At 60.1% G+C, this 15106-nt stretch carries 14 protein-coding genes and 1 riboswitch; of the genes, 11 read left to right on the top strand and 3 right to left on the bottom strand.

Annotated features, from left to right (window positions below; all coding sequences use genetic code 11):
- Positions 1-312: 312 nt before the first annotated feature.
- On the bottom strand, positions 313-537 hold the full coding sequence (locus CFBP1590_RS02085) for a hypothetical protein (protein WP_029244148.1): 225 nt from the start codon (positions 535-537) through the stop codon (positions 313-315).
- 242 nt (positions 538-779) lie between these two features.
- Between CFBP1590_RS02085 and CFBP1590_RS02080 the strand changes: the two genes are divergently transcribed.
- Positions 780-1112: a DUF2790 domain-containing protein gene (locus CFBP1590_RS02080; protein WP_004880266.1), complete on the top strand. Its 333-nt coding sequence runs from the start codon at positions 780-782 to the stop codon at positions 1110-1112.
- Between the two features lie 304 nt (positions 1113-1416).
- Positions 1417-2673, top strand: a complete 1257-nt coding sequence (locus CFBP1590_RS02075; protein WP_025995662.1) for a cation:proton antiporter — start codon at positions 1417-1419, stop codon at positions 2671-2673.
- A gap of 25 nt (positions 2674-2698) precedes the next feature.
- Here the strand turns inward: CFBP1590_RS02075 and CFBP1590_RS02070 are convergent, their stop codons facing one another.
- Positions 2699-3622: an AraC family transcriptional regulator gene (locus tag CFBP1590_RS02070; RefSeq protein ID WP_088234400.1), complete on the bottom strand. Its 924-nt coding sequence runs from the start codon at positions 3620-3622 to the stop codon at positions 2699-2701.
- Positions 3623-3932: 310 nt separating this feature from the next.
- On the opposite strand from CFBP1590_RS02070, the gene CFBP1590_RS02065 reads away from it, so the two are divergent.
- The 8 genes from CFBP1590_RS02065 to otnI all read left to right on the top strand — a co-directional run bounded on the left by CFBP1590_RS02065 (position 3933) and on the right by otnI (position 12540).
- The gene (locus CFBP1590_RS02065; RefSeq protein WP_088234399.1) at positions 3933-5240 is read left to right on the top strand and encodes an ABC transporter substrate-binding protein; all 1308 of its coding nucleotides are present in this window, start codon (positions 3933-3935) and stop codon (positions 5238-5240) included.
- A 33-nt stretch (positions 5241-5273) separates the two neighbouring features.
- Complete coding sequence (locus CFBP1590_RS02060; protein ID WP_029244151.1) at positions 5274-6047, top strand: L-iditol 2-dehydrogenase; 774 nt, start codon at positions 5274-5276, stop codon at positions 6045-6047.
- A 105-nt stretch (positions 6048-6152) separates the two neighbouring features.
- Positions 6153-6974 carry a DeoR/GlpR family DNA-binding transcription regulator gene (locus CFBP1590_RS02055; protein ID WP_004880275.1) on the top strand — a complete coding sequence of 274 codons (822 nt, stop codon included), beginning with the start codon at positions 6153-6155 and terminating at the stop codon, positions 6972-6974.
- A gap of 297 nt (positions 6975-7271) precedes the next feature.
- Complete coding sequence (ltnD, locus tag CFBP1590_RS02050) at positions 7272-8177, top strand: L-threonate dehydrogenase (protein WP_088234398.1); 906 nt, start codon at positions 7272-7274, stop codon at positions 8175-8177.
- A 10-nt stretch (positions 8178-8187) separates the two neighbouring features.
- Complete coding sequence (otnK, locus tag CFBP1590_RS02045; protein ID WP_088234397.1) at positions 8188-9477, top strand: 3-oxo-tetronate kinase; 1290 nt, start codon at positions 8188-8190, stop codon at positions 9475-9477.
- Positions 9477-10115, top strand: coding sequence for a 3-oxo-tetronate 4-phosphate decarboxylase (otnC, locus tag CFBP1590_RS02040; RefSeq protein ID WP_029244153.1), 639 nt, complete (start codon positions 9477-9479; stop codon positions 10113-10115). The genes otnK and otnC overlap by 1 nt, the downstream gene beginning before the upstream one ends.
- A gap of 162 nt (positions 10116-10277) precedes the next feature.
- Positions 10278-11735 carry a GntT/GntP/DsdX family permease gene (locus tag CFBP1590_RS02035; RefSeq protein WP_088234396.1) on the top strand — a complete coding sequence of 486 codons (1458 nt, stop codon included), beginning with the start codon at positions 10278-10280 and terminating at the stop codon, positions 11733-11735.
- A gap of 22 nt (positions 11736-11757) precedes the next feature.
- Positions 11758-12540 (top strand): 2-oxo-tetronate isomerase, encoded by a 783-nt coding sequence (gene otnI, locus CFBP1590_RS02030; RefSeq protein ID WP_029244154.1) that lies wholly within the window; start codon positions 11758-11760, stop codon positions 12538-12540.
- Between the two features lie 173 nt (positions 12541-12713).
- Here the strand turns inward: otnI and CFBP1590_RS02025 are convergent, their stop codons facing one another.
- Entirely contained in the window at positions 12714-13109 is a 396-nt protein-coding gene (locus CFBP1590_RS02025; RefSeq protein ID WP_004880288.1) for an acyl-CoA thioesterase, read from the bottom strand.
- Positions 13110-13386: 277 nt separating this feature from the next.
- A riboswitch (S-adenosyl-L-homocysteine riboswitch) is annotated at positions 13387-13497 on the top strand.
- Between the two features lie 23 nt (positions 13498-13520).
- Here CFBP1590_RS02025 and ahcY point away from each other — a divergent pair.
- The gene (ahcY, locus tag CFBP1590_RS02020; RefSeq protein WP_058430662.1) at positions 13521-14930 is read left to right on the top strand and encodes an adenosylhomocysteinase; all 1410 of its coding nucleotides are present in this window, start codon (positions 13521-13523) and stop codon (positions 14928-14930) included.
- The last annotated feature ends 176 nt before the right edge of the window (positions 14931-15106 follow it).

Here is a 15106-nt window from a genome sequence, read left to right as displayed (position 1 = left end):
CAGATCGGGTAAACGTGTCGACCTGGCATGTTGTTATAAATAGACGGCTGCCAGTGAGGCACAATCTTGAAGAGGCGGAGATAACACGAAGATGACGAGAAGATTACAAATCCGAAAGAAACGCTACTTGCACTAAAATCAGAATAACACTTCAGAAATACGAAACTAATACAATATGCCAACTGGCATATTGTGCTTTTCAAAAAGGCAAAAAAAAGCGCCCCGAAGGACGCTTAAACATTCGCCTCAACCAAAGGAGCCGGAAAGCTGCCAAAGGCGAACAAGGGTGCTGCTCATTGCAAACCAAACGCGTTAGCCTTCAGTCTTGTCGGACTTGTCAGACTTGGATTTTTCATCCGAGTTGACGTACTGCTCACCCTGCTTGGCGGCCTGACGCTCCTGGAAACGCTGCTCCTGGGCCATCCGCATCTTGTCGGCAGCGGTGCTTGCGAATTCGTTGCCGTCGTCGGCAAAGGCGCTTGTAAAGGACAAGGCGGCAACTGCAAAGACCATCGATTTGATCAGTTTCATCTTCATTTCCTCTTCTCTCGTTAATGTCTGGACCCTGCGTTGCGCTCGGCGCTTTGCAGGAATGAGCCAAGCTTACGCGCCACTAACTAACAAGAAGGTGAGCGGAAAATTACAAATTTGTCATGAACGAAAAATCATTGAAAAACCGGGTAATCTCCAAACTTACAAAAACGTAATTATTCAGTAACGTTCGCGTTAACCCCCGACCGTTACATTGAGCTCACTTTCAAACAACGGAGAACACGAACATGCGTACTACTGCTAAATCCCTGCTGCTGGCCCTGGCGATTCTTTCCCCTCTGAGCGCTTTTGCTTACACCTCAGACGAAGTCAAGGCAGAAACCCTGATCAAGGATCACCAGGCCGCCGTGCAAAAATATGCAACCCGCGCTAACAAGCCGATGCCGGAAATCAAGGAATACCATTACGGGATGCACCTGGATGTCGCGAAAGTCATCCGCAAGTCGCCGGACGTCAAGACCTGCAGCGTGATGCCGAAACTGATGACTTACCAGGATTCCAAAGGCGATCTGAACACCGTTCAGTACCAGGTTCTGAGCGGCTGCCGTAACAGCCAATGATTCCAGACATGCCAGGAGGCCACCCCGATACATTGAACCCAACGCTCCACCCACCCTCAGCCCGGACCCCAGTCCGGGCTGATTTTTTTGCGTCTGTTTCCCCTGCGCAGGGCTCCGTCTCCTGCTGTCACCCCGTCTGATTGCCGCGTTTTTTTGCAACATGCAGGTCGTTGCGTGGTCAACGCAAACCCCAATTGTGTTTGGGGCAATGTGCCTGAACCGCTGCCCGGTCCATCACACTCTGCCTGGGTGTAGCTCTGCCACGCCGCAATTGAAACTGGATACACGGACTCTGGAATGACGGATGCTTGAACTTGTTGCTGCCTTTATCTGCCTCACTTCGCTGCTGACCTATGTGAACTTCCGCTTCATCGGTCTGCCGCCCACCATTGGCGTGATGGTCACTGCGCTGATGTTTTCGCTGATCCTGCAGGGCCTGAGCCTGATGGGCTTTCCGGGTCTGGAAAATCGCGTTCAGGAACTGATCGGCCAGATCGACTTCGGTGATCTGCTGATGAACTGGATGCTGTCCTTCCTGCTGTTCGCCGGCGCACTGCACGTCAACCTGGCGGACCTGCGCAGCTACCGCTGGCCTATCGGGCTATTGGCGACGTTCGGCGTGTTGATCGCAACCACCGTGATCGGCGCACTGGCGTACTGGATCTTTGCCCTGTTCGGCTGGCACGTCAGCCCGCTCTACTGCCTGTTGTTCGGCGCACTGATTTCGCCGACCGACCCCATCGCGGTACTGGGCGTGTTGCGGACCGCCAATGCCTCGAAGCCGCTAAAGACCACCATTGTCGGCGAGAGTCTGTTCAACGACGGCACGGCGGTTGTGGTGTTCACGGTGTTGCTGGGCATCGCGCAACTGGGTGAAACCCCGACCGTCGGTGAAACGGCCATGCTGTTTGTGCACGAAGCCGTGGGCGGCGTGCTGTTCGGCGGCCTGATCGGCTATGCCGTGTACCTGATGATCAAGAGCATCGAGCAGTATCAGATCGAGGTCATGCTGACCCTGGCATTGGTCATCGGTGGATCGGCGATGGCGTCGGAGCTGCACGTTTCCGGCCCTATCGCGATGGTCGTGGCTGGACTGATCATCGGCAACCTGGGACGCAATCTGGCGATGAACGACATGACCCGCCGTTACATGGACGGTTTCTGGGAATTGCTGGATGACATGCTCAACGCCATGCTGTTCGCGCTGATCGGCATGGAGCTGTTGCTGCTGCCGTTTTCGTGGCAGCACCTGACTGCCGCAAGCCTGCTGGCCGTGGCGATTCTGCTGTCGAGGTTTGTCACCGTGGCACCGGCGATTCTGCTGCTGCGTCGCTGGCGCTCTGTGCCGCAGGGCACCATACGTATTCTGACCTGGGGTGGTTTGCGTGGCGGTGTTTCCGTTGCGCTGGCACTGGCGCTGCCGACCGGGCCGGAACGCGACCTGCTGCTGAGCATTACCTACATCGTGGTGCTGCTGTCGATCCTGTTGCAGGGCCTGACCATCGGCAAACTGGTCAAGGCCGTCACGCGGGAGCCGCAGGTGAAGGACTCGGCGCACTGAGTGAGTCGCAATCGGTTGCGTAGCCTCAAGCGCTGCGCGCCGTATTGAACAGGGTCATCGCCATGGCGCGTCGGTAATCGCTGGGCGTCTGACCTGTCTCGACGCGAAAGTGCCGGTTGAAGTTGGAGAGGTTGGCATAGCCGACCTCGAAGCAGATGTCCGACACCGACATGTCGGACTGCAGCAGCAATCGGCAGGCGCGCTGAATTCTCAGTTTTCGCATTAGGTCGATGAAGCCGTGACCGGTGTTGCGTTTGAAGAAACGTGAAAATCCGGGATCGGTCATCTCCAGGCGCTGAGCGATCACCGACAGACGAATGTCATTGGTCAACTCGCTCAACAGATAGTCGAACGCCTTGTTGATCCGCTCGGCGCTGCGCGCGTCCAGCGTCGGTGCGTAGCAACTGCTGGCAAGCAGATGAGCTTCCTGAGACGGAGCCTTGACCAGCGCATTGATCAACTGCAGAAAAAGTATCAGCCGCTCCAGCCCCTGCGCCGTACCGATGTCTTCCATCAACCGCGCCGCCTGTTCCGCCGTGGCACCCGTGAATTCAAGACCGCGACGCGCCTGCTCGAACAGACGCTGCAACTCGCCCAGTTCCGGCAGCGTCTTGCGCAACGCCAGCAGCGCAGCACCGTCGAACTGCAAGACCACGTCGCGCCCCGGCAGATGCTCGCCCGGCGCCAGATCACCTATCCAGTCATGGGGCAGGTCGGGACCGATCAGCGCGACATGCCCTGCGTCGAACCCACCGATGTAATCGCCCGCCACCAGCTTGCCGCTGCCACGGCGGATCAGGTGAATCTCGAATTCAGGATGATGATTCCAGCGCGCCAGGGCGTAGGGATAGTCGTGCTCGTACCAGCGAAAACACTGGTCCGGTTCGGGAAGAATGACTTCCAGTTCGGCGGGACGCTGCTCGAAAAGAGCGGCTCGGCTGTCAGGCATTGAAGGCGCCTTTTATCGTTATGGGTGCTTCGTGCAGGCATCAACATACGCCTGCCTGATCCACTCTCGCTAGCGGTGATACCGACCGGCACTGATACTTTTTTGATTTCGGACGACCGGAGGACATTCGGTTAAAAAAGTATCGGAATGGCATCCGCAGTGCGTTTGTCCGGGTCCGGTTTGGCTGCTGTAATCGGGTCTCCGCCGTGGCAGTTGCCTCCCGTAAAAGCAGCCTCGTTTCACAAACACCACGGCCAACAACAAAAACAATGACTCCCGCCATCAGCGGCGCGGAGTGGAGAGCACGACGATGAAGATGCACAAAGCGCTTTTCCTGTCTGCCGGTCTGTCCTTCGCCCTCGTCAGCCACGCGGCTGAGACCATCACCATCGCTACCGTTAACAACGGCGACATGATCCGCATGCAGCGCCTGTCGAAAATCTTCGAGCAGCAGCATCCTGACGTGAAGCTCAACTGGGTGGTGCTGGAAGAAAACGTACTGCGCCAGCGCCTGACCACCGACATTGCGACTCAGGGCGGCCAGTTCGATGTGCTGACCATCGGCACTTACGAAACCCCGTTGTGGGGCGCCAAGCAATGGCTTGAGCCGATTACCGGTTTGCCACCTGAATACGACCTGCAGGACATTTTCCCCGCCGTGCGCCAAGGCCTGTCAGTAAAAGACACGCTATACGCCCTGCCGTTCTACGGCGAAAGCACCATCACCTATTACCGCACCGACCTGTTCAAGCAGGCCGGACTGACCATGCCGGAGCACCCGACCTGGACGCAGCTGGGCGAGTTTGCCGCCAAACTGCATCAGCCCGACAAAGGCCTGTACGGCATGTGCCTGCGCGGCAAGGCGGGCTGGGGCGAGAACATCGCACTGCTCAGCACCATGGCGAATGCCTTCGGCGCGCGCTGGTTCGACGAACAATGGAAGCCTGAACTGACCAGCCCGGAATGGACCAGAGCGGCAAACTTCTACGTCGACACCCTCAAGAAGTACGGCCCGCCCGGCGTGACCAGCAACGGCTTCAACGAAACGCTGGCCCTGTTCAACAGCGGCAAGTGTGCGCTGTGGGTGGACGCCAGCGTCGCGGGCTCGTTCACCACCGACAAGGAACAGAGCCGGGTCGTCGACAGCGTTGGCTTTGCGCCTGCACCTACCGAAGTCACCGATAAGGGCTCGTCGTGGCTCTACGCGTGGTCGCTGGCAATTCCCGTCACCTCCAAACATAAAGAGGCCGCCAAGGCGTTCATTACCTGGGCGACGTCCAAGGAATACATCCAGTTGGTGACCGAGAAAGACGGCATCAGCAACGTACCGCCAGGCACTCGTACTTCGACCTATAACGAGGCTTATCTAAAGGCCGCGCCGTTCGCCAAGGTGACCTTGCAGATGATGCAGCACGCCGATCCTGCGCATCCGTCTGCCAAACCGGTGCCTTACGTCGGCATTCAGTACGTGACCATCCCGGAATTCCAGGCCATCGGCACCTCGGTCGGCAAGCTGTTCACCGCAGCGTTGACCGGGCAGACCACGGTCGAGCAGACCCTTGCCGCGGCCCAGATGGTGACTGAACGCGAGATGAAACGCGCCGGGTATCCCAAGTAATCCGACACACTTTTGAAAGACGGATAACGAATCATGAAAAGACTGGAAGGTAAAAGCGCGCTCATCACCGGTTCTGCCCGTGGCATCGGCCGCACCTTTGCGCAGGCCTATATCCGCGAAGGTGCAACGGTCGCCATAGCCGACATCAATCTGCAACGTGCGCAAGCCACAGCAAACGAACTCGGGCCGAACGCCTATGCGGTCAGTATGGACGTGACCGATCAGGCGTCCATCGATCAGGCAATCGCTGCCGTGGTGGCGCAGACCGGCAAGCTGGACATCCTGATCAACAATGCTGCGCTGTTCGATCTGGCGCCGATTGTCGACATCACCCGCGAGAGTTTCGAGCGCCTGTTCTCGATCAACGTCGGCGGTGCGCTGTTCACGTTGCAGGCGGCTGCCCGGCAGATGATCGCCCAGGGTCATGGCGGCAAGATCATCAACATGGCCAGTCAGGCGGGACGTCGAGGTGAAGCACTGGTCGGTGTGTATTGCGCGACCAAGGCTGCCGTCATCAGCCTGACCCAGTCGGCCGGTCTGGACTTGATCAAACATCGCATCAATGTCAACGCCATCGCGCCCGGCGTGGTGGACGGCGAGCACTGGGACGGCGTCGATGCGTTGTTCGCCCGTTACGAAAACCGCCCGCTCGGTGAAAAGAAAAAGCTGGTCGGCGAACAGGTGCCTTTCGGACGCATGGGTACGGCGGACGACCTGACCGGCATGGCGATTTTCCTCGCCTCGGCGGACAGCGGGTACGTGGTGGCGCAAACTTATAACGTGGATGGCGGCAACTGGATGAGCTGATCCTGTGAACAAAAGCCGGTCGCCACTTCCATTGACGGGGCGATTGGCTAAGATGCCCGGACCGCACGTCGTGATCCGCGGCATCACCGAGGCACAGGAGCTGCAATGTCCACCGAAGAGGAGCTCGCCATTTCCGGCGGCACACCGATGATTCCCGATCAGCGTCGGGAGCTGATGCTGCGTCAGTTGCGCAAGCATCAGGTGCTCAGCGTGCATCAGTTGATGGAGATGTTCGATTGCTCGCACATGACCATCCGCCGCGACATCGCGTTGCTGGAACAGGAAGGGCGTGCCTATTCGGTCACAGGCGGGGTGCGCATCGCCAGTCAGGTGCACAGCGAACCCAGCCATCAATCCAAGGCCGTGGTCGAGCTGCCGCACAAACAGGGCATGGCGCGGCTGGCGGCCGGCCTGCTGCATCCGGACATGACGATCTATCTGGACGCAGGCACTAGTACGCTGGAAATCGTGCCGCACATTGTTGCGCTGTCGGGTATGACGGTGGTCACCAATGACTTTGGCGTGGTGAACGCACTGGCCGATGCCGGGCACGTGGATGTGATTCACACCGGCGGCCTGCTCGATCATCCGAACCGCTCAAGTGTCGGCGGGCTGGCGGCTGCGACCCTGCGACAACTGGCGACGGACGTGGCGTTCATGTCCACCAGTTCGTGGGATCTGCAGCGCGGGACCACGACGCCCTCGGCACTGAAAGTCGAGGTCAAGCAGGCTGCGATGCAATCCGCTTCGCAAACCGTACTGGTCGCGACCAGCTCCAAATACGGCACCTTTGGCATGTACAAGGTCGCCGCGCTGGACCAGTTCGACACCATCATCACCGACGCCGCCCTGGCCGAGGCTGCCGCCGACGGCATCCGCAAACAACGCATCGAACTGCTCCTCGCCCCGGTAGGCGGCAAGCGCTAGGTTCGTCCCGCCCTCACCTGCGCGTCGCCTGTGGAAGCGTCCAAAGATGCATTCCCACGCTGGAGCGTAGGAACGATCAGCGTGAGGGCTGAAGTCGTATGAATAATCGTGCCTGTGACGCCCAGCGTCACCGTCACACCCTGCCCGATGGAAAAACCCTATCGATGTTAACTTATGTGAAAAATAAAAATACTTCACATTATTTACTCATTGATCCACTATCCAATTCACAGATCAGAACAATAACGTCCACATGCCGGTCTCACAGGCGCGGACACTGACTTTGAGGATTACTGCATGAACACTAAGAATGTTGGCGTCATCGGCCTGGGTGCGATGGGTCTGGGCATTGCCCGTTCGTTGCTGCGCAGCGGCTTCAATGTGCATGCCTGCGATGTGCGCACCAGCGTGACCAAGGCGTTCGCTCAGGAAGGTGGTGTTGCCTGTGAGTCCCCGGCGGCCATGGCCGCTGCCTGTGATGTGATCGTCACGGTCGTGGTCAATGCGGAGCAGACTGAAACCGTGCTGTTCGGCGAGAACGGTGCCATCGCCGCGCTGCGTCCCGGCAGTCTGGTGATCGGCTGCGCCACCGTTGCGCCGACCTTCGCGGTCGAGCTGGGTGAGCGTCTGGCTGCACAGCATCTGCTTTACCTCGACGCCCCGATCTCCGGCGGCGCAGCCAAGGCCGCTTCCGGCCAGATGACCATGATGACCTCCGGCCCCGCCGAGTCGTACGCCAAGGCTGAAGCCATCCTCAATGGCATGGCAGGCAAGGTCTATCGCCTGGGCGACGTCCACGGTCTGGGCTCGAAAGTCAAAATCATTAATCAGTTGCTGGCCGGCGTGCACATCGCCGCGAGCGCCGAAGCCATGGCGCTGGGTCTGCGTGAAGGTGTCGATGCCGACGCGCTGTACGAAGTGATCACCAACAGCGCAGGCAACTCGTGGATGTTCGAAAACCGCGTGCCGCACATCCTGAATGCCGATTACACGCCGCTGTCTGCCGTCGACATTTTCGTCAAGGACCTGGGCCTGGTACTGGATACCGCCCGCAGCAGCAAATTCCCGCTGCCGCTTTCGGCCACCGCACACCAGATGTTCATGCAGGCCTCCAGCGCCGGTTTCGGTCGCGAGGATGACTCGGCCGTGATCAAGATTTTCCCGGGCATCGAACTGCCGAAAGCCAAGACCGATAAAGCCTGAGGAGCCTTCGATGAGCCTGACTCACTCTCGCCCGTTGCTGGGCTGCATTGCCGATGACTTCACCGGCGCGACCGACCTGGCCAACATGCTGGTACGCGGCGGCATGCGCACCGTGCAGAGCATTGGTATTCCGAGCGCCGAAATGGCGGCCGGTCTGGACGCCGACGCCATCGTCATCGCCTTGAAATCCCGCACCACGCCTTCGGCCGACGCGGTCGCCGAATCGCTGGCCGCGCTGGAATGGCTGCGTGAACGCGGCTGTGAACAGATTTTCTTCAAGTACTGCTCAACCTTCGACTCCACCGCCGCCGGCAACATCGGCCAGGTCAGCGAAGCGCTGCTGGAACAACTGGGCAGCGACTTCACCCTGGCGTGCCCGGCATTCCCGGAAAACGGCCGCACGATTTTCCGTGGTCACCTGTTCGTGCAGGACCAGTTGCTCAGCGAATCGGGCATGCAGAATCACCCGCTGACGCCAATGACCGATGCCAATCTGGTGCGCGTGCTGCAAGCGCAAACCACTCACAAGGTCGGCCTCCTGCGTTACGACAGCGTCGCCAAAGGCGTGGACAACGTGCGCAGCAAAATTGCAGAGCTGCGCGCCGAAGGCGTCAGCATGGCGATTGCCGATGCGCTGTCCGACGCCGACCTGTACACGCTGGGCAAAGCCTGTGCCGACCTGCCGTTGCTGACCGGCGGATCGGGGCTGGCGCTAGGCTTGCCGGGCAACTTTCGCAAGGCGGGCAAGCTGCGTGATCTCGACGCGGCCAAACACATCAACGTGGGCGGCGGCGAAGTGGTGCTGGCCGGTAGCGCATCGGTTGCCACCAACGGTCAGGTTGCGGCCTGGCTGGAAGGCAATCGCCCTGCCCTGCGCATCAACCCGCTGGACCTCGCCGCGGGCAAACCCGTGGTCGAGCAGGCGCTAACCTTCGCCAAAGATGCCGGGCAAACCGTACTGATCTATGCCACCAGCACGCCGGATGAAGTCAAAGCCGTGCAGAAAGAGCTGGGCGTGGAGCGCTCCGGCGCAATGGTCGAGGACGCGTTGGGTCAGATCGCCAAGGGTCTGCTGGACGCGGGCGTGCGACGTTTCGTGGTCGCAGGCGGTGAAACCTCCGGCGCAGTGGTTCAGGCGCTGGGCGTGCAACTGCTGCAGATCGGCGCGCAGATCGATCCGGGGGTCCCGGCCACCTTCAGCACTGGCGCCCAACCGCTGGCGCTGGCCCTCAAGTCCGGCAACTTCGGCGCACGCGATTTCTTCGCCAAGGCCCTCAAGCAACTGGCGGGGGAAGCCTGATGATCGACGAAAACGCGCTGCGTCAGGAAATCTGTGATGTCGGCAGGCTGCTCTACGGCCGAGGCTACACCGTCGGCAGCGCAGGCAACATCAGCGCTCGTCTCGACGATGGCTGGCTGATCACACCGACCGATGCCTGCCTGGGTCGCATGGACCCGGCCGACATCGCCAAGGTCAATCTGGCGGGAGAATGGGTCTCCGGCAACAAGCCGTCCAAGACCCTGGCGCTGCACCGCGAAGTCTACGATCGCAACCCGGAAGTCGGCGGCGTGGTGCACACCCACTCCACGCATCTGGTGGCGCTGACGCTGGCAGGCGTGTGGCGTGAAGACGACATTCTGCCGCCGCTGACGCCTTATCAGGTCATGAAAGTCGGGCACATTCCGCTGATCCCTTACGAACGTCCGGGCTCGCCGAAGGTCGCCGAACAGGTCGCGCAACTGGCCAACAGCGTGCGTGGCGTGATGCTCGAACGCCTCGGCCCGGTGGTCTGGGAAAGCTCGGTGGCCAAGGCCTGCTACGCCCTGGAAGAACTCGAAGAAACGGCCCGTCTGTGGCTGATGAGCAATCCCAAACCGGCCCCTCTGGAGCCTGCGGCTCTGGAAGAACTGCGGCAAGTGTTCGGCGCCAAGTGGTAACCGAAACCCATTGATACGGAGGCGCGTCGCGCCTCTTGGCCAACCCCGGCGTGGCCGGAAAACAATAACAACAGGAATCGAGAGCATGACTTACCTACATCCCGTTTTTGTTCGGATTTGCTCACTGTCACCCTTTGTCACTCCTGAAGGGAGCGCGCAGGCATGACGCCAATCATGTTGATGGTCGTGGCCGGTGCGGGCATCGCACTGCTGTTGTTTCTGGTCCTCAAGTACAAATTCCAGCCCTTTGTCGCCCTGATGCTGGTCAGCATCATCGTGGCGCTGGTCGCGGGTGTTAAGCCTGCCGATCTGGTCGCCACGATTGAAGGCGGCATGGGCAAGACCCTGGGTCATATCGCGATCATCATTGCCCTGGGCGCGATGATCGGGCGCATCATCGAACTCTCCGGTGGCGCAGAGGCGCTGGCCAGAACCCTGATCAACCGTTTCGGCAACAAGCGCACGCCGCTGGCGCTGACGGTGGCGGGTTTCATGGTCGGCATTCCGGTGTTCTTCGAAGTCGGCGTGATCATCCTCATGCCATTGGCTTATGGCGTGGCCCGTGCCGCTCGTAAGCCGCTGATGATCTTCGCCCTGCCGATGTGCGCCGCGTTGCTGGCGGTCCACGCCTTTCTGCCGCCGCATCCGGGCGCTGTTGCCGCAGCCAGCCAGTTGGGCGCAGACCTGGGTCGCGTGCTGATGCTGGGTATTCCGATTGTCGCCGTGCTGTGTGTGATCGGTTACTTCGTAGCCGGTCGCATGACCCGCAAGACCTACCCGATGACCGACGACATCCGCGCCGAAGTCTACGGCCCGCACGTCACCAACGAAGACCTGGAAGCCTGGGCACGCAACGATTATTCGAATGTGCGTGAAGCCACCGAAACCCGCTCGATGGGTGCCGAGGAAAACGCCAGCAGTCTGGCGAGCAAACTGCCGCCTGCGCCTGCACCGGGCTTCGGTCTGATCATCGCGCTGATTCTGCTGCCGATTGTGCTGATCCTGATGGGTACGCTGGCAACCACCATGTTGCCTGCCGATTCGACAGTGCGCGCCATCCTGACTGTGCTCGGCGCGCCACTCGTGGCACTGTTGATCGACACACTGCTGTGCGCCTGGCTGCTGGGTTCGCGTCGTGGCTGGAGCCGCACGCAAGTCTCCGACGTGATCGGTTCCGCGTTGCCGGGTGTGGCGATGGTGATCCTGATTGCCGGTGCCGGTGGTGTGTTCGGCAAGGTGCTGGTCGATACCGGTATCGGTGCGGTCGTCTCCGAAGCGCTGCGCAATACCGGTCTGCCGGTGCTGGCGCTGGGCTTCCTGCTGACCCTGCTGCTGCGCGCCGTACAAGGTTCGACCACCGTTGCGCTGGTCACCACCGCCGGCATCCTCAGCCCGCTGATCGCAACCCTGGACCTGAGCGCCAACCATCTGGCCCTGCTCTGTCTGGCCATGGGCGGTGGCGGTCTGGCGATGTCGCACATCAACGACGCCGGTTACTGGATGTTCACCAAACTGGCCGGCCTGAACGTCGCCGACGGCTTGCGCACCTGGACCGTACTGGTCACGCTGCTGGGCACACTAGGCTTCGTGATTACCCTGCTGCTTTGGCCATTCGTCTGACCCTTTGAAGACTGGAGTTAACATGCCTCGTTTTGCCGCCAACCTCAGCATGCTGTACCCGCAGCATGATTTTCTTGAGCGCTTTGCCGCAGCGGCCGCCGACGGTTTCGGCGCGGTCGAGTACTTGTTTCCTTACGCCTGGACGCCGCAGGAGCTCAAGCAGCGCTTGAGCGACAACGGCCTGGTGCAGGCGCTGTTCAATGCACCGCCGGGCGACTGGGACGCGTGCGAACGAGGCATCGCCACACTGCCCGGTCGTGAAGCGGAATTTCGCAGCGGCATCGAACGTGCGCTGGAGTACGCGCAGGTATTGGGCAATGACCGGATTCACGTCATGGCCGGCCTGCTGCCCAGTGAAAACCTGCGCGAACGTCATCAGGCCGTGTATCTGGAGAACCTCGCGTTTGCGGCCGAACAGGCCAAGGGCGCCGGGGTGACGATCCTGATCGAGCCGATCAACACCCGCGACATGCCGGGCTTTTTCCTCAATCGTCAGGATCAGGCGCAGGACATCTGCAAGCTGGTGGGTGCGGATAACCTCAAGGTGCAATTCGACTGCTACCACTGCCAGATCGTCGAAGGCGACCTGACCAGCAAACTGCGTCGCGACTTTGCCGGTATCGGCCACATCCAGATCGCAGGCGTGCCGGATCGCAACGAGCCGGACCTGGGCGAACTGAACTACGAGCACCTGTTCAACGTCATCGACGAGCTGGGCTACAAAGGCTGGATCGGCTGCGAATACCGCCCGAAAGGCGACACCAGCGAAGGGCTGGCGTGGTTGCGGCAGTTGCAGGGGAAGTAATCACACTGATCGACAGCGGACGCGGAGCGTTCTGAGCGGCATTCCCACGCGGAGCGTAGGAACGATCAGCGTGATCTCGGGCACGCCGACCATACCCATGCTCCGCGTGGGCATGCAGCCCATGACGCTCTGCGTCACATTCAGAGCGGACGCGGAGGAGCGATCAATACCGCTTACTCAGGCGCGTCAAACTGATCCTTGATGTAGCGAATCTCGGTCCGGCCATGCGGCGCGGGCTGTCCGTCTTCACCCAGATTGACGAACACCATCTTCTCGACCGTCAGGATGCTCTTGCGGGTGATCTTGTTGCGGACCTGACACATCAGCGTGATCGAGGTGCGACCAAACTCGGTGGCGGTGATGCCCAGTTCGATGATGTCGCCCTGACGCGACGCACTGACAAAATTGATCTCGGAAATGTACTTGGTCACCACACGCTGGTTGCCAAGTTGAACAATGGCGTAGATGGCCGCTTCTTCATCGATCCAGCGCAACAGGCTGCCGCCGAACAGGGTGCCGTTGGGATTCAGGTCTTCAGGCTTGACCCATTTGCGGGTATGGAAATTCATGTTCACTCCTGAGCGTCTTCGATAAGAGAACCGCATGATGGCAGAGCCAGCCACTCGCGCCCATGCCTTGACCCATTGTGACTGTGTATCGGGGCAATTGACGCCCCGCGACCCACATGAAAAAACAGCACACCTAAACCGTTGTGCGCCAAGAACATTCCGGCAGGCACCGATCCAGACGCCCGCCAGCCGACAGAAAACCTTGGGAAGAATCGCCAGCGCAGCTATACTGCCCTCCGTTTCAAGCGGCCATCCACGCTGATGCCGTTCCCGCCACCTGTCCGAGGGGCGCTGCAGCAGGTTCTCCCTGTCAGGCTCGGATGGGGCGTTGTTTGACCGACTGATGCTCAGTCGGCAAGCCTTAAACGCACAACGGCGCCCATTCGCATTTTTATGGAATGGAGACTCTCAATGAGTGCTGTAATCACGCCCGCAGAATTCAACGATTTCAAGGTTGCCGACATTTCCCTGGCTGCCTGGGGCCGTCGCGAAACCATCATCGCCGAATCCGAAATGCCAGCCCTGATGGGCCTGCGCCGCAAGTACGCCGGTGAGCAGCCTTTGAAAGGCGCGAAAATCCTCGGCTGCATCCACATGACCATTCAGACTGCCGTGCTGATCGAAACCCTGGTTGCCCTGGGTGCCGAAGTACGCTGGTCGTCCTGCAACATTTTCTCTACTCAGGATCAGGCCGCTGCTGCCATCGCTGCTGCCGGTATCCCTGTGTTCGCCTGGAAAGGCGAGACCGAAGAAGAGTACGAGTGGTGCATCGAGCAGACCATCCTGAAGGACGGTCAGCCTTGGGACGCCAACATGATCCTCGACGACGGCGGCGACCTGACCGAGATCATCCACAAGAAATACCCGGCGATGCTGAACAAGATCCACGGCGTCACCGAAGAAACCACCACCGGCGTTCACCGTCTGCTGGACATGCTGGCCAAGGGCGAACTGAAGATCCCGGCCATCAACGTCAACGACTCGGTGACCAAGAGCAAGAACGACAACAAATACGGCTGCCGTCACAGCCTGAACGACGCCATCAAGCGCGGCACCGACCACTTGCTGTCCGGCAAGCAGGCGCTGGTGATCGGCTACGGTGACGTGGGCAAGGGCTCGGCCCAGTCCCTGCGTCAGGAAGGCATGATCGTCAAAGTGACCGAAGTCGACCCGATCTGCGCGATGCAGGCGTGCATGGACGGTTTCGAACTGGTCTCCCCGTTCATCGACGGCGAGAACGACGGCACCGAAGCGAGCATCGACAAGGCGCTGCTGGGCAAGATCGACCTGATCGTCACCACCACCGGTAACGTCAACGTCTGCGATGCCAACATGCTCAAGGCATTGAAGAAGCGTGCCGTGGTCTGCAACATCGGTCACTTCGACAACGAAATCGATACCGCTTTCATGCGCAAGAACTGGGCATGGGAAGAAGTGAAGCCACAGGTTCACAAGATCCACCGCACCGGCCCTGGCGCGTTCGACGCACAGAACGATGACTACCTGATCCTGCTGGCCGAAGGCCGTCTGGTGAACCTGGGCAACGCCACTGGCCACCCGAGCCGCATCATGGATGGCTCGTTCGCCAACCAGGTTCTGGCTCAGATCTTCCTGTTCGAACAGAAGTACGCCAACCTGTCGCCAGCCCAGAAAGCCGAGCGCCTGACCGTTGAAGTACTGCCGAAGAAACTCGACGAAGAAGTGGCCCTGGAAATGGTCCGCGGTTTCGGCGGCGTCGTGACCAAACTGACCAAGACCCAGGCCGACTACATCGGCGTGACCGTCGAAGGTCCGTTCAAGCCACACGCTTACCGCTACTGATTCATCGCCTGCCTGGAACGTTCGGTGTCTCGACACCGCACGCTCCGGTAGCAGGCAGATGAGACCTGTGGGAGCGGACTTGTCCGCGAAGGCATCTGATCTATCACCCGTCTTTCGTTGATAAGCAGATTTCTTCGCGGACAAGTCCGCTCCCACTCTGCGACCTCCCCGTTCGC

Source organism: Pseudomonas viridiflava (assembly GCF_900184295.1).
GTDB classification, from domain to species: domain Bacteria; phylum Pseudomonadota; class Gammaproteobacteria; order Pseudomonadales; family Pseudomonadaceae; genus Aquipseudomonas; species Aquipseudomonas viridiflava.
This window is presented reverse-complemented; position numbering and strand designations above follow the sequence as displayed.

Bases quoted from the DNA above. Each gene is read 5' to 3' on its own strand.
- otnI (WP_029244154.1), top strand. From the start codon at position 11,758: ATGCCTCGTTTTGCCGCCAACCTCAGCATGCTGTACCCGCAGCATGAT.
- CFBP1590_RS02035 (WP_088234396.1), top strand. From the start codon at position 10,278: ATGACGCCAATCATGTTGATGGTCGTGGCCGGTGCGGGCATCGCACTG.
- CFBP1590_RS02025 (WP_004880288.1), bottom strand. From the start codon at position 13,109: ATGAATTTCCATACCCGCAAATGGGTCAAGCCTGAAGACCTGAATCCC.
- otnK (WP_088234397.1), top strand. From the start codon at position 8,188: ATGAGCCTGACTCACTCTCGCCCGTTGCTGGGCTGCATTGCCGATGAC.
- CFBP1590_RS02055 (WP_004880275.1), top strand. From the start codon at position 6,153: ATGTCCACCGAAGAGGAGCTCGCCATTTCCGGCGGCACACCGATGATT.
- CFBP1590_RS02075 (WP_025995662.1), top strand. From the start codon at position 1,417: ATGCTTGAACTTGTTGCTGCCTTTATCTGCCTCACTTCGCTGCTGACC.
- CFBP1590_RS02060 (WP_029244151.1), top strand. From the start codon at position 5,274: ATGAAAAGACTGGAAGGTAAAAGCGCGCTCATCACCGGTTCTGCCCGT.
- CFBP1590_RS02070 (WP_088234400.1), bottom strand. From the start codon at position 3,622: ATGCCTGACAGCCGAGCCGCTCTTTTCGAGCAGCGTCCCGCCGAACTG.
- CFBP1590_RS02080 (WP_004880266.1), top strand. From the start codon at position 780: ATGCGTACTACTGCTAAATCCCTGCTGCTGGCCCTGGCGATTCTTTCC.
- ahcY (WP_058430662.1), top strand. From the start codon at position 13,521: ATGAGTGCTGTAATCACGCCCGCAGAATTCAACGATTTCAAGGTTGCC.
- otnC (WP_029244153.1), top strand. From the start codon at position 9,477: ATGATCGACGAAAACGCGCTGCGTCAGGAAATCTGTGATGTCGGCAGG.
- CFBP1590_RS02065 (WP_088234399.1), top strand. From the start codon at position 3,933: ATGAAGATGCACAAAGCGCTTTTCCTGTCTGCCGGTCTGTCCTTCGCC.
- ltnD (WP_088234398.1), top strand. From the start codon at position 7,272: ATGAACACTAAGAATGTTGGCGTCATCGGCCTGGGTGCGATGGGTCTG.
- CFBP1590_RS02085 (WP_029244148.1), bottom strand. From the start codon at position 537: ATGAAGATGAAACTGATCAAATCGATGGTCTTTGCAGTTGCCGCCTTG.